Consider the following 12,636-nt stretch of genomic DNA (forward strand, 5'->3'; position numbering starts at 1 on the left):
TCAGATCTTCTTGCGGTACGCCCGCAGCGCCAGCGGCATGAACACCGCAACGAAGCCGGTGCACCAGGCGAGCGTCCACCACACGTGGTTGCCCAGTGGGGTGCCGAGGAACAGCCCGCGTACCGACGCCACCAGGTGCGTCATCGGGTTGACGTCCACGAACGCCTGCATCCAGCCCGGCAGGGTGTCCGCGCCGACGAACACGTTGGACGCGAAGCTCAGCGGCATGATCAACGCGAACATCACACCCTGTACGGCGCCCGCGGTCCGCACCTTCATCGACACCAGCACGGGCAGCCAGCTCAGGCAGAGCGCGAACAGCACCGCGAGCAGACATCCGGCGATCGCCCGGAACGGGTCGGTGTCGATCCGGAAACCCATCACGTAGCCGATCGCGAGTGTCGACACGGTGACGATGACGTACCGGACGACGTCGCCGAGGACCGCGCCGACCAGTGGTGCGGAGCGGGGGATCGGCAACGACCGGAACCGGTCGAAGATGCCCTTGGCGATGTCGGTGTTGAGGTTGACGCCGATCGCGATGGCGCCGGTCGCGATCGTCTGCGCCAGGATGCCGGGCAGCAGGAACTGAAGGTAGTCGTGGGTCGAGCCGGCGACGGCGCCACCGAAGACGTACACGAAGATGATGAGGAACAGCACCGGTTGCAGTGTGACGTCGATGAGCGCCTCGGGCGTACGCCAGGTCTTGATGAGGCTGCGCTTGGCGAGCGCCAACGAGTGCCGGACCAGCCGGAACGGCCGCGGGTTCGGCGCGGTTGTCGAGAGTGCGCGGCTTCTCGGCGGCGCTGTGTCGGTCAGAGTGCTCATGCCGCGACCTCCGTGGGGCGGGTGGTGTCGTCAACTGACGCCGTACGCCCGGTGAGGGTGAAGAACACCTCGTCGAGGCTCGGCAGGTGCAGGGAGAGTTCGGTGACCGCGATGCCGGCCGTGGCGAACCGCGCGACGCTCTCGGTCAGGGCCGCGTCGTCGGTGACCGGCACCGCGAGCACGCCCTTGCGGATCTCGTCGGCCTGCGCGCCGGAGCCGACCTGGGTCAGGATCTCCGCGGTGCGGGGCAGTTGCGCCGGATCGGACGGCCGGACCTCCAGGGTCTGCCCGCCGACCACCCGCTTGAGCCCTTCGGGGGTGTCGTGCGCGATGACCCGGCCGTGGTCGATCACCGTGATCGCGTCGGCGAGCGCGTCGGCCTCCTCCAGGTACTGGGTGGTGAGCAGCACCGTCGAGCCGTTGTTGACAAGCGTTCGGACCACGTCCCACATGTCCTCGCGCTTGGCCGGGTCGAGCCCGGTCGTCGGCTCGTCCAGGAAAATCACGTCGGGGGAGCCGACCAGGCTGGCGGCCAGGTCCAGCCGTCGCCGCATGCCCCCGGAGTAGGTCTTGGCCTGACGGTTCGCGGCATCGGTCAGGTCGAACCAGTCGAGCAACTCGGCGGCCCGTCGCCGGGCGCCGGTGCGCCCCAGCTCCAGCAGGGTGCCGAACAGCTCCAGGTTCTGCCGCCCGGTCAGGTCCTCGTCGACCGAGGCGTACTGGCCGGTGAGCCCGATGCTCTGCCGAACGCGCTCGGCGTCCCGTACCACGTCGAAACCGGCGATTCGGGCGGTACCGCCGTCCGGGGTGAGCAGGGTGGAGAGGATGCGCACGGCGGTGGTCTTGCCGGCGCCGTTGGGGCCGAGCACCCCGAGCACCGTCCCGCGGGGTACGGCGAGGTCCACGCCCTGTAGCGCCCTCGTCTTCCCAAACGTCTTCACGAGGCCCTCGGCCTCGATCACCAGGTCAGCTGTCATGCGCCCAGTCTGCGCGGGCCCGCTGACACCGCCCCGACACGCCACCGACACCGGCTGACACGGGCTGACACCGGGCCGAGAGGGAGGGCGGCCAGGGTGTGCACATCCACACCGCCTGTCGGCGTCACGATATGCTGGCCACGGCAGAGCGCCTGCCAGCGCCCGATGTGGTGGCCCACGCCTGACCGCATGCTTGGGGCCAAGAGTCTCCGACTCCGCGCCGATGTGTCGACTCCCGGCGTGCCGGTCACGCCGCCCGTTCGGTGGAGTGCGTGGGGCTGCACCGGAGGCGTCATGTCTGATCCCAACCCCCGACGGACCCCGGCCCCGGGACGCGCCCGCAAGCGCGCCATCCGGGAGCACGCAGCCCGGGCCGGCGTTGCCTATTCGGAGGCGGCCCGGCAGCTCGAGTCGGTCGGTCTCCGGCCCGGCGAAACCCTTTCCAGGTACGGGCGGACGATCTATCCGATCGGGTTTGACCCGCATCGCCAGATGCTCGTCGAACGCCGTGAGCGGCGGTCGTTCGAGGAGCGGGTGTCGGGCACCAGGCGGGCCGCGACCCTGCCCCATGGCCGCGCGCAGCAGCTCGTCGAGCGGTTTCGCCCAGCCGTGGGCGTACCGGCAGCGGGGTGGGCTCGCTCTATCACGGCGAGGGCCGCGAGGAACTGCTCGCGATGCTGTACATCGTGATCGTGGCCGAGTCGCCAGGGTTGCTGCCCGAGGTGGGGGACCTCGCCTGGATCGCGGAACTCGGCGAGGACACCGCGCTCGACACGGCCTGCGCCGAAGTCGACCGTGAGGCCCGCCGCCTGCTCGACCAGGAGCCACTGGCCCTCTGGTCGAGCATCCAGAAGGCACTGACCGTGGCCGGACGCAGCGTGGACGGGCAGGTCCGCCAGGAGGCGATCCGGCAGACCGCGGTGTTGAGCACGATGATGACGCCGCGTCTGGGATACGCGGGCGAGCCGTACGTGCCGGGGTTGCCCGTCGCCGGGGTCCGGCAGATCCTCGACGCGCTGCTCATCGTCGCCGACGACGGACACGCGCCGGGCACCCGGGTACGCCTGCTCACGCAGCCGCACCACGCGCGGTTGGCCACGATCATCGGCGCCCGGTGGGGTTCGTCCGGTCCGCCGGTGGGCTATCTCGTGTGGCTCGACGGGGCGGCGGCGCCGTTGTCGGCCCGCCCCGACGACCTGGTCGTCCTGGCCGACCAGGAGACCACTCCGCGCTGAGCCGGGGCTTGGCACTGTGGTGCCCGCACCGCTGACGCAGGCGCCCGGGTGATCGACGCCAAAGGTGATTACTTCGACGGAGCCTGAGCCCGGAACGAACCTGCGCACAGCCGCTGTCATCAGCGCACGACCAACACCCTCCCGTAGTTGTCCATCAACCCCGCACCATCTCGTCGATCATGGAGTTGTGGTGGGCAACAAAAGCCCTGAATGGCACCAATTCAGGCACCACAACTCCATGATCCGCGAGGCCAGCCCGCCCTCGCGCCGCGATCTTGCACTTTCTGTCCCGGCATAGGGGTCATTCCGCGCGTATCGGCAACCGAAAGTGCAAGATCGGCGGGCGCGGGGCGGGCGCGGGCGCGGGCGCGGGGCGTGGGGCGTGGGGCGCGGGGCGGCCGGGCTCCCCCGCGAGGGAGCCCGGCCGGTGCGGTCGACGCCGTCGTAGAGCTGTCCGGAGCGCAGCGGGGGGGAGGTGCTGCGGCGGGAGAGGTACGGACGGTGTGACCGCGCTCCGCGCGGTGGTCCACCTGCTCAGCTCGGTAGGCGGCCCCGCGTGGAGACGAAGTGGTACGACATGACGGCGAATCCGGGGTCCCGGAGCAGCCGTCGGAAGGCGTTCAGTTGATTGGGCGACAGCCCTGCCGCCAGCAGGTCCGGTTCCAACTGGCGGGAGTTGGTCTCGTAGAGCGAGGTTCCGGTCGACCCGCCGGCCCAGCTCTGCGAGTGGGTGATGGTGTCCAGATCGGTCAGACCGGCGAGGGCCATCTCGGTGTGCACGTCCTGCGCCCATCCCAGGTCGGCGCCGTGGTCCTCCAGGACACCCATCATGGCGTCCATGACCTGCGCGAAGAGCTTCGCGGCGTCGTCGCTGGGCGCGGTCAGCACCCGCTGCGGCACTGTGCAGTCGAACTCCTCGACCACCAGCCACCCGCCGGGCGCCAGCGCGCCGGTGAGGGTGCGCAGAACCCGTCGTCGATCGGGGAGGTGCAGCAGCACCAGCCGGGCGTGGATCAGGTCGAACGCGTCCCCGGGGGGCGGTTCGGTGCGCACGTCGTGTTGGCGTACGTGCAGGTTGCCCTCGGCCACGAGGTGGGTGGGGTCGATGTCGGTGGCCAGCACGTGGCCGCCGTCGCCGACCGCGCGGGCCATCCGACGGGCCATCGAGCCGCCACCGGCCCCGACCTCCCAGCAGGTCACGCCCGGCTCCAGCACCGGGCGGGCCAGCCTCCGCGTCGTGATCGGATCCAGGAAGGACTCCAGCGCGTGCATCTGGGGAATGGCGTCCGGTGCGCCGTTGTCGAACGTGTACGTGTCATCGCTCGTAGCGGTTGTCATCGGTGTCTACCTCTCCGTGAAGGGTCGGGTGACTAGGGGGTGTCGGCCCAGAGCCGAGGGGTCGATCGGTTGGCCGGGGGCGGCGCAACGGCGGCGACGCTCAACATCGCCGCCAGTGGGGCCGGATCGCGGCGGGCCTCCGCGGTCGGCCGGTCGTAGACCACCCGGCCGTACTCCAGCACCGCCACCCGGTCCGCGATCTCGATGGCGTGCTGGAGTTGCTGCTCCACGAGCAGCACGGTCAAACCGTCGGCGGCGAGACCGTTGACGAGTTCGCGGACCCGCGCCGCCAGATCGGGCGAGAGGCCCTCACATGGTTCGTCGAGCAGCAGCACCCGAGGTTGGCCGAGCAGCGCACGGGCTATCGCCAGCATCTGCTGCTCGCCGCCGGAGAGTTCGCAGCCGCGGTGTCGCAGCCGCACCGCCAACCTCGGCAGCAGTTCCAGGGTCCGGGCGACCGTCCAGCCCTCGCCGCCGGAGGTGGGGGCCCGCCACGGCGCGGCCGCCAGGTGCAGGTGCTCGGCCACTGTCAACCGGGAGAAGACCCGCCGACCCTGCGGGACCAGACCGACACCGGACTGGGCGATGCGATGTGGTTGTCGGCCGGCGACGTGCACGCCACCGATCTCGATGCGACCGCTGGCCGCGCGAACCAGCCCGGCGATGGTGTGCACGAGGGTGCTCTTGCCCGCCCCGTTGCGGCCCACCACGGCCTGGATGCTGCCCGGGCGCACCCGCAGGCTGACCTCGTGCAGGACGATTCCCCCGCCGTAGCCGGCGCAGAGGCGATCCACAGTGAGCATCAGGCCACCCCGTCGGCGTAGGCCTGCCGCACCAGCGGCGAGGTACGGATCTCGTCCGGTGTGCCGGCGGCCAACGTCTGACCGTCGCGCAGCACCGTGACCGTGTCGGAGAGGGCGTACACCAGGTCCAGTCGGTGCTCGACCAGCAGTACGGCGACCGCCCGGGGCAGCGCCTGGAGCAACTCGACGAGCCGGCCGACCTCGATGGCGGACAGCCCGGCCGCCGGTTCGTCGAGGAGCAGCAGGCGGGGGCGACCGGCCAGGGCCATCGCGATCTCCAACTGGCGTCGTTGTCCGTGCGCGAGGTGCCCGGCGGGCACCGCCGCGACGGCGGTGAGCCCCATCTGGTCCAGCAGCGGGCCGGCCAGGCGCTGCGCGGCGCGTCGGCGTCCGCCCGGCCACCACCTCCGGCGTGGGATGACCCGTGGCAGGGCGGCCACCACGACGTTCTCCGTCGCGGTGAGCGTGGAAAAGACCGCGGGTCGTTGGTGGATGCGGTTGATGCCCCGCCGCGCCCGGGCCGCCGGGCTGAGCCGACCGACGTCTCGTCCGTCGAACCGCACCGTGCCGCGCTGCGGCCTGGTGGACCCGCCGATCACGTTGAGCAGGGTCGTCTTGCCGGCCCCGTTCGGGCCGATCAGCGCGTGCCGCTGGCCGTCGTGGATGCGCAGGTCCACGCCGTCGAGTGCGGCGAGCGAGCCGTACCGCACGCTGACATCCTGGGCTTCCAGCAGGCCGGTCATCGGTGCAGCTCCGCAACGGTGGCCTGATCAGGGGCGGCTGGCTGGTGCGCCGGGATGCCCGGCGGGCGCAGCCGAACCCGGGCCCGGTTCACGCCGGTCGGCAGCAGGTAGACCGTCGCCACGAACAGCGCGCCCAGCACCAGTGGCGCGTGGCCGGGCAGCACCCCGAACAGCCAGTCCCGGACGGCGATGACCAACGCCGCGCCCACTAGGGCTCCGCCCACCGAGGCGGTGCCACCGATGACGACTCCGAGCAGCAGCAGCGCGGACGTGTCGAAGCCGAAGTCGGCGGGGGAGATGTACTGCTGGGCGACGACCAGGAGCGAGCCGGCGGCACCGGCGATCGCCCCGGCGGCGATGTGCGCGCCGGACAGGTGCAACGCCACCCGGTGACCGCTGGCCCGCAGCCGCGTCTCGTCGTCGCGGCCGGCACGCAGCACCAGCCCGGCCCGGGTACGCAGCAGCACCAGCACCGCGCCGACAAGCGTGGCCACGACGGCCAGGGCGTAGAGGTAACGGGCCTGATCGTTGGCCAGGGTCGGGAGCCCCCAGAACGGGCGGACTGCGGGGATGCCGCCCAACCCGTCCGTGCCACCGGTCACCGACCGCCACCGCCCCAGGACGATGACGACGAGTTCCCCGATCGCCAGGGTGATCATCAGGACGATCACCCCTCGGGCGTGCACGACGAGCGGCACGGTGAGCGCTGCCAGCAGCGCCCCGGCGGCCGCCGCGACGACGAGCTGCACGACGCCGACGTCGGAGACTCGGCTGCCGACCACGGCGCACGCGTAGGCGCCCGCCGCGTACGGTGCGGTCTGGCCGAGGGTGGGCATGCCGGCGACGCCGGTGAGCAGCGCCACGCTCACTCCGACCAGGGCCAGCGCCAGCGTCCGGGCCAGGATCGACGTGGTGTAGTCGTCGACCACCCAGGGCGCCACGACCAGGCCGACCAGGACGAGCGCCGCGATGCCGCCCCGAAACCGCCGGATCACCTCACCCCTCATGCCGCCCTCCACCTGCCGGCCAGGCCACGCGCCCGCACGGCCAGCACGGCCGCCATGGCGGCGAACAGCAGAAACGGCGCGGCGGACGGCAGCAGCGCCACGCCCAGCGTCTGGATCTCACCGATCGCGAGGGCGGCCAGCAGGGTGCCCGCCATCGACCCGAGACCACCGAGGACGACCACCACCAGGGAGAGCAGCAGCACCGTGTCGGCGGTGCCCGTGCCGGGGCCGATGATGGGCGCGCCCAGGACCCCGGCCGCGCCGGCCAGCGCACCGGCTGCGGCGAGCACACCGGCCCGGATCCGCGCTGGACTCACGCCCAGACAGGCGACCATCTCCGGGTCGTCGACGGCCGCCCGGACCAGCATCCCGGCCCTGGTGCGTCGCACCACCAGGTAGAGGGCGGCGGCGAGCACCGCGGCGACGACGATGAACACCAACCGGTACGCGGCGTAGCGGTGGCCGGCGACCATCACCGACCCCTCCAGGGCGGAGGGCACCTGCACCTGCGGGTTGTCGGGCCCGAAGCCGGCGACGAGCAGGCTGCCGCCGGCCAGCGCCACCCCGAACGTCAGCAGCGCCTGACTCAGGTGGTTGCCGGTGGCGACCGGTGTGAGCAGGCCGGCCAGGAGCACCCCCGCCGCTGCGGCGGCCAGCACACCGACGGCGAGGGCCAGCGCCAGGCTCGCCCAGCCGCCGTCGAGCAGCGCCGCGGCGGTGTACCCGCCGATCGCGTACAGCAGGCCGTGCGCCAGGTTGAGGATGTTGGCGACGCCGAAACAGAAGACCAGGCCCGACGCGGCGACGAACACGAGCAGCCCGTAGGCGACTCCGTCCAACGCCGGGATCAGGTACGGGTCGATCCGGTTCGTGCCTGCCGCCACCGCTATCACCGGCCGACGGTCGCGAGGTCGCCCACGACGGTGTTGGACAGCGCCCGGCCGTCCTGGCGGACCTGCCGCAGGTACCACTTCTGCACGGGGGAGTGCGTGGTGGTGGAGAACTGCCAGGTGCCGCGCGGGCTGGCGATCTGGCCGAGTTGGCCGATAGCCGTGTTGATGGCCTCGGGGGTCGGGTCGCTTCCGGCGGCGCCGATCGCCCGGTCCAGCACCGCAGCCGCGTCGTACGAGGCCAGTGCGTAGGTCGTCGGCGAACCGTCGTGCTTCGCCTTCCACGCGGCCACGAAGGCGCGGTTCTCCGCGTTGTCGAGGTCGGGCGAGTAGTTGAGCACCGAGTAGATGTCGCGGGCGGCCTCGCCCTGCGCGTTGAGCACGCCGCCCTCGGTGAGGAACCCGGCCGCGTACAACGGGATGTCCTTGATCTCCGACTGCGCGTACTGCTTCACGAAGTCGACGGCGGCGCTGCCGGCGTAGAAGGTGTAGACGGCCGCGGCGCCCGAGGCCTTGATGCGGGCGAAGTACGGGAGGAAGTTGGTGGTGGCCGGGAACGGTGTGAAGGTCGTCTTGCCGTCGGCGTTCGCGAGCTTTCCGCCGATCTTGCCGAACGCGTCGGTGAAGCCGCGCAGCTCGTCCCAACCGCCCTGGTAGTCCGGGCCGATCGCGTACACGGAGCCCTTCACGTTGTCGCGGACGTGCTGGGCGATCGCCGCCCCGGGCTCGTCGGAGAGGTACGAGGTGTGCCAGACCCGGGAGACGTCCTTGAGCTCCGGCCGGCCGTTGGAGCCGACCAGTGGCACCTTGGTCTCGTTGAGCACAGGGGTGACTCCGGCGACCGAGCCGCCACCGACGATGCCGGTGAGCGCGGACACCCGGTCCTGCTTGAGCAGCTTGGTCGCCGCCGGGACAGCGGTCTGGGCGCCGTTGCCCTCGTCCGCGACGATGAGGTCGACCTGCCGGCCGCCCAACTTGCCGTCGTGGGTGTCCAGGTAGAGCTGGAAGCCGTCGCGGATCTCCGTACCGACCGCCTGGTACGTCCCGGACAGCGACGCGAGCAGGCCGATCTTTATCGAGCCGCCGGCGCTCGTGCCCGGAGCGTCGTCGCCGCAGGCCGTGCTGGTTGTCAGCACGGCGGCGAGCAGCGCGGCGGTGAGGGCACGGCTGCGCCAAGGCGTGGTGAGAGGCATGTCTAACTCCAGAGGAAGGGGAAGGGGTCTCCGGCGTGGGGGCGCCGGGGTGGTCAGCGGCTGCGGGCGAGCGCCGCTCGGGCAGCGGGGGTCAGGGCGTCCCCGATGCGGTTGGCCAGCTCGGTCATCTCGTAGGACACCTTGCCCACGTCGCACTCGGGCGCGGCGAGCACCAGCAGCGAGGCGCCGTCGTTGAAGGCCATGGAGAACATGAACCCGCCCTCGAGCTGGGTGACGTTGGAGATCACCGCGCCGGCGTCGAAGAAGGCCGCCGCCCCCCGCAGCAGGCTGACCAGCCCGCTACCCGTGGCGGCCAACTGGTCGGCCCGGTCCGGTGGCAGGTCGCGGGTGGCGGCCACCATCAGGCCGTCGCTGGAAATGGCGATCGCGTGGCTGACCTCGGTCGCGCGCGCCGCGAAGTTGTCCAGCAGCCAGCCGAGATCCTGTTGGTCGGTCACATGCTCTCCTGTCGCGTCATTTGTTGCCGAGGTTGATCGGGGTCCGTCGGCGGTTCGCCACGCCCCGCGCGTAGGCGGCCATCGCCGTGGCCACCTGCGCCGGGTCGCGGTACTCGGACCGTTGCTGCTGCTGGGGCACCGTCACACCGCCGGGCACGAGGTGCCGTTGCGGCTGTCGTTTGGGCAGGCCGGAGTTGGTGGTCGTGGCGACCTCGGGGGTGTGCGCCTGGGCGGCCGTGCGCCAGGCGTCGTCGGCGGGGCTGGACCACCGCTGGCCGTTCTGGCCGTTCTGGCCGTCGACGACGTCGTTCTGGAACCAGTGGTTGACCTGTTCGAAGATGAGGAGCTCCTCGGTGGGCGCGTCACCCCGGTCCGGGGGTGGGGGAGCCGCCGGTCGGAAGACCGGCGCGGCCGGCAGGGTCCGTTCGGCCGGCGGGCGTCCGGCGGTGGGTTCGGGGCGCGGCTGGTATGGCGGCGGAGGGCTGGGCGTCCGCGCAGCACGCCGCGACAGGCGGCCGGGTGCGAGCAGGTACTCCTCCGGTGGCAGCGACCGGATGATCGCCGCGGGCAGTGTCGCCTCGGCGAGGATGCCCCGCCGGGGGCCGCGTCGCAGTTGGACGGTGGCGCCCAGCCGGCCCGCTAGCTGGCCCACGACGACCAGCCCCATCGCCCGCACGGCGGCCACGTCGATGGCCGGTGGGCGGGCCAGCAGCTCGTTGAGTTGCTGCATCCGCTGCGTGGACAGCCCCACACCCTCGTCGCTGATCTGGACGATGACGCGGTCTCCCAGGCTCCGGCCGCTCACCCAGGTCTCGCTGCCCGGCGGTGAGTACGTCGTGGCGTTGTCCATGAGTTCGGCGAGCAGGTGCACGACCTCGTCGACGGTCTTGGCGGCCACCGCGACGTCTCCGTCGATCATGCCGAGCCGGACCCGTGCGTAGTGCTCGATCTGGGACAGCGCCGCCTGGAGCACCTGTTGCAGCGGCACGTCGCGCTGGCGTACGCGACCCACGCCGACGCCGCCGAGCACCAGCAGGCTCGCATTGATCCGGCCCATCCGGGTCGCCAGGTTGTCCAGTGTGTACAGCTGGTCGAGCCGGTCGGGGTCGGTCTCGTCCCGCTCGACCAGGTCGACCTGGGCCAGGACGGCGTCGACCAGTCGCTGCTCGCGGCGGCTCAGGTGGATGAAGATGTCCGCGGTGTTGGCACGCATGACGGCCTGTTCGGCGGCGGTCCGCACGGCGGCCTGGTGCACGGCGCTGAACGCCTGACCCAGTTCGCCGATCTCGTCGTCGCTGGACGGTTCGAGGGCGGCACTGGACTGCTGATGGGCGAGCTTCTGTGGGTCGACGGCGGCGCTGCCGGGCTGTTGGAGCTGGGCCACGACGGCGGGGAGCTGTTCGAAGGCCACCGCGTTGGCCGCGTCCCGTAGCCGGCGCAGCCGTCGGGTGATCTGCCGTGCGACGGCCCAGGTCACCAACGCGGTCAGGACCAGGGCCAGGAGGACGCTTGCCGCCTCGGCCACGGCCCGGCGGCGCTGGTCGGCGTGCGCGGCCCGTACGTCGTCGCGGACCGCGCCGTCGACCCGGGCGCGCAGGTCGGCCAGCCGGGCGGCGCGTGTCTGGGTGGTGGACACCCACGCGTCGGTCTCCAGCTTCAGCTGCGACCCCGGCTGAGCCCGGGACACCTCGTCCTGCATCCGTTGCAGGGTGAGCGCCTCCTTGCCGGTGCCGGCCTGCTCCCACCAGATGCTCCACTCGGGTGGGGCCAGGGCCAGGAACGACAGGCTCGACTCGGTGTAGCTGGTGCGGGCCGCGGTGATGTCCTGTTGCATGGCCGGGGTCAGCTCGCCGCCCGCGACGGCGCGCAGAACGGCCACCTGCTGCTGACCGATGGCCTCGGCCGTCTTCGACAGCGCGGCCGAGGCCCGGATCCCGTCGGCGAGTGGGGCGTCCACCACGCCGTGTGAGACGTTCTCCCGGAAGTTGATGAGGTCGGCGATCGCGATGCGGTAGCTGAAGGTCATCGCCGACACCGACGCGTGCGTGGCGGTGCGCACCTGGGTGCGCAGCGGGGCGAGGCCGTCCAGAGCCGCGTCGATGCGCCGCAGGAGAGCGGAGCTGGTGCCGTTGTCGGTGGACAGTCGGTCACGCTGCCCGCGGTAGCGGGCGACGGCGTCGTCGGTGGCGGCCATCTCCGCGCCGAAGGCGTCCTGCTGCTCCGGCCGGGCATAGGTGAGCAGGTCGGCCGCGGCGATGCGTTCGCGTTGCAGCCGGTAGGCGAGGTCGCCGGCCTCGGCACCGACCTGGGCCAGGATCTGGAGGTCGCTGGCGCGGGCCGTCTGGCGTGCGCTCTCGGTCAGCGCGAGACCGGCGAAGCCGATCACGGCGACGAGCGGGGCCGCGACGATGAGGCGCATCCGGCCGGCTATCTTCCAACCGCGTCGGCGGGTCGGGTAGGGTCTGGCCGCGTGGGACCGGGTGCTCGACGCCAAGATTGACTCCCACGACTCGTCGATGACGGTCTATCCGCACGTTGCCGAATGCAAGTCCCATTCGGCCGGAAGCCGCGCTCGTAGGCCAGACCTGGCCGTGGTACAAACTGCCCGTACCAGCATCTGTACCCAACGTCAGCGGCCGGTGACGCCACGAGGTCGGGTCGGATCCGTCGGGTCAGCGCTGGTTGTCGAGGGATTCGGCCGACGGGTGCCGCCGCTCCGAGTCGTCCGCTTCGGGTTGACCGTTGAGCACCTGGCCGATCAGCTCCCGCAGCTCGTCGATCGCGTCCACCACGGCGCCCGGGTCGCGCGCGTCCCGCCGTCCACGCTGGCGCGGCACCTGCCGATCCAGCCGAGCCGGTTCCGGCGCGCGGGGGCCTCGGCGACCATCGGCCGCCAACTGCTCGGTCGCGACCTGCGGCCACAGCGCGGCCAGCCGGCCGTCGGTGCCGAGCACGTCGTCGCAGCGCAGTGCGAACTCGTGACTGCCAAACCGGCGACCTGACTCGACCGCCGCGACCGTCTCCCGGCTGAACCGCACCAGATCCGCCAGGGCTCGCTGGGTCAGGCCCCGTTGGACGCGGCAGTCACGCAACTCCCGTCGGAACCGCTGACTGGCCGCAGAGTGAGCCGAGCTCGACGGGGACGTGTGCTCCATGCGCTCACC

The 12,636-nt window shown here is 71.9% G+C and carries 12 protein-coding genes; 1 reads left to right on the top strand and 11 read right to left on the bottom strand.

From position 1 onward, the window contains the following. Positions 1 to 828, bottom strand: coding sequence for an ABC transporter permease (locus tag ABZS40_RS26535; RefSeq protein WP_354946207.1), 828 nt, complete (start codon positions 826 to 828; stop codon positions 1 to 3). Continuing rightward, on the bottom strand, positions 825 to 1,805 hold the full coding sequence (locus tag ABZS40_RS26540; RefSeq protein ID WP_354946208.1) for an ATP-binding cassette domain-containing protein: 981 nt from the start codon (positions 1,803 to 1,805) through the stop codon (positions 825 to 827). The genes ABZS40_RS26535 and ABZS40_RS26540 overlap by 4 nt, the downstream gene beginning before the upstream one ends. Before the next feature lie 629 nt (positions 1,806 to 2,434). Here ABZS40_RS26540 and ABZS40_RS26545 point away from each other — a divergent pair. Next, positions 2,435 to 3,040: a hypothetical protein gene (locus tag ABZS40_RS26545; RefSeq protein WP_354946209.1), complete on the top strand. Its 606-nt coding sequence runs from the start codon at positions 2,435 to 2,437 to the stop codon at positions 3,038 to 3,040. A gap of 534 nt (positions 3,041 to 3,574) precedes the next feature. On the opposite strand, the gene ABZS40_RS26550 is transcribed toward ABZS40_RS26545, so the two are convergent. From ABZS40_RS26550 to ABZS40_RS26590, 9 genes are all read right to left on the bottom strand, one after another. After that, entirely contained in the window at positions 3,575 to 4,378 is an 804-nt protein-coding gene (locus ABZS40_RS26550; RefSeq protein ID WP_354946210.1) for a methyltransferase domain-containing protein, read from the bottom strand. Positions 4,379 to 4,410: 32 nt separating this feature from the next. Beyond that, positions 4,411 to 5,181: an ABC transporter ATP-binding protein gene (locus ABZS40_RS26555; protein WP_354946211.1), complete on the bottom strand. Its 771-nt coding sequence runs from the start codon at positions 5,179 to 5,181 to the stop codon at positions 4,411 to 4,413. Then, the gene (locus ABZS40_RS26560; protein ID WP_354946212.1) at positions 5,181 to 5,924 is read right to left on the bottom strand and encodes an ABC transporter ATP-binding protein; all 744 of its coding nucleotides are present in this window, start codon (positions 5,922 to 5,924) and stop codon (positions 5,181 to 5,183) included. Before ABZS40_RS26560 ends, ABZS40_RS26555 begins: the two co-directional genes overlap by 1 nt. Continuing rightward, a complete protein-coding gene (locus tag ABZS40_RS26565) occupies positions 5,921 to 6,931 on the bottom strand; it encodes a branched-chain amino acid ABC transporter permease (protein ID WP_354946213.1) in 1,011 nt (336 codons plus the stop codon). Before ABZS40_RS26565 ends, ABZS40_RS26560 begins: the two co-directional genes overlap by 4 nt. Then, the gene (locus tag ABZS40_RS26570) at positions 6,928 to 7,815 is read right to left on the bottom strand and encodes a branched-chain amino acid ABC transporter permease (protein WP_354946214.1); all 888 of its coding nucleotides are present in this window, start codon (positions 7,813 to 7,815) and stop codon (positions 6,928 to 6,930) included. The genes ABZS40_RS26565 and ABZS40_RS26570 overlap by 4 nt, the downstream gene beginning before the upstream one ends. 5 nt (positions 7,816 to 7,820) lie before the next feature. Next, positions 7,821 to 9,014, bottom strand: a complete 1,194-nt coding sequence (locus ABZS40_RS26575; protein WP_238684964.1) for an ABC transporter substrate-binding protein — start codon at positions 9,012 to 9,014, stop codon at positions 7,821 to 7,823. Between the two features lie 53 nt (positions 9,015 to 9,067). After that, positions 9,068 to 9,472 carry a roadblock/LC7 domain-containing protein gene (locus tag ABZS40_RS26580; RefSeq protein WP_030490280.1) on the bottom strand — a complete coding sequence of 135 codons (405 nt, stop codon included), beginning with the start codon at positions 9,470 to 9,472 and terminating at the stop codon, positions 9,068 to 9,070. A gap of 16 nt (positions 9,473 to 9,488) precedes the next feature. Continuing rightward, positions 9,489 to 11,891 carry a nitrate- and nitrite sensing domain-containing protein gene (locus ABZS40_RS26585; RefSeq protein WP_354946215.1) on the bottom strand — a complete coding sequence of 801 codons (2,403 nt, stop codon included), beginning with the start codon at positions 11,889 to 11,891 and terminating at the stop codon, positions 9,489 to 9,491. Positions 11,892 to 12,144: 253 nt separating this feature from the next. Further along, entirely contained in the window at positions 12,145 to 12,627 is a 483-nt protein-coding gene (locus tag ABZS40_RS26590) for a helix-turn-helix transcriptional regulator (protein WP_354946216.1), read from the bottom strand. Positions 12,628 to 12,636: the final 9 nt, after the last annotated feature.

This window comes from Micromonospora sp. NPDC005324, assembly GCF_040607155.1.
GTDB lineage: Bacteria > Actinomycetota > Actinomycetes > Mycobacteriales > Micromonosporaceae > Micromonospora > Micromonospora trifolii.

Coding starts and splice junctions, on each gene's coding strand:
- ABZS40_RS26535 (WP_354946207.1), bottom strand. CDS start 828: ATGAGCACTCTGACCGACACAGCGCCGCCGAGAAGCCGCGCACTCTCG.
- ABZS40_RS26540 (WP_354946208.1), bottom strand. CDS start 1,805: ATGACAGCTGACCTGGTGATCGAGGCCGAGGGCCTCGTGAAGACGTTT.
- ABZS40_RS26550 (WP_354946210.1), bottom strand. CDS start 4,378: ATGACAACCGCTACGAGCGATGACACGTACACGTTCGACAACGGCGCA.
- ABZS40_RS26555 (WP_354946211.1), bottom strand. CDS start 5,181: ATGCTCACTGTGGATCGCCTCTGCGCCGGCTACGGCGGGGGAATCGTC.
- ABZS40_RS26560 (WP_354946212.1), bottom strand. CDS start 5,924: ATGACCGGCCTGCTGGAAGCCCAGGATGTCAGCGTGCGGTACGGCTCG.
- ABZS40_RS26565 (WP_354946213.1), bottom strand. CDS start 6,931: ATGAGGGGTGAGGTGATCCGGCGGTTTCGGGGCGGCATCGCGGCGCTC.
- ABZS40_RS26575 (WP_238684964.1), bottom strand. CDS start 9,014: ATGCCTCTCACCACGCCTTGGCGCAGCCGTGCCCTCACCGCCGCGCTG.
- ABZS40_RS26585 (WP_354946215.1), bottom strand. CDS start 11,891: ATGCGCCTCATCGTCGCGGCCCCGCTCGTCGCCGTGATCGGCTTCGCC.
- ABZS40_RS26590 (WP_354946216.1), bottom strand. CDS start 12,627: ATGGAGCACACGTCCCCGTCGAGCTCGGCTCACTCTGCGGCCAGTCAG.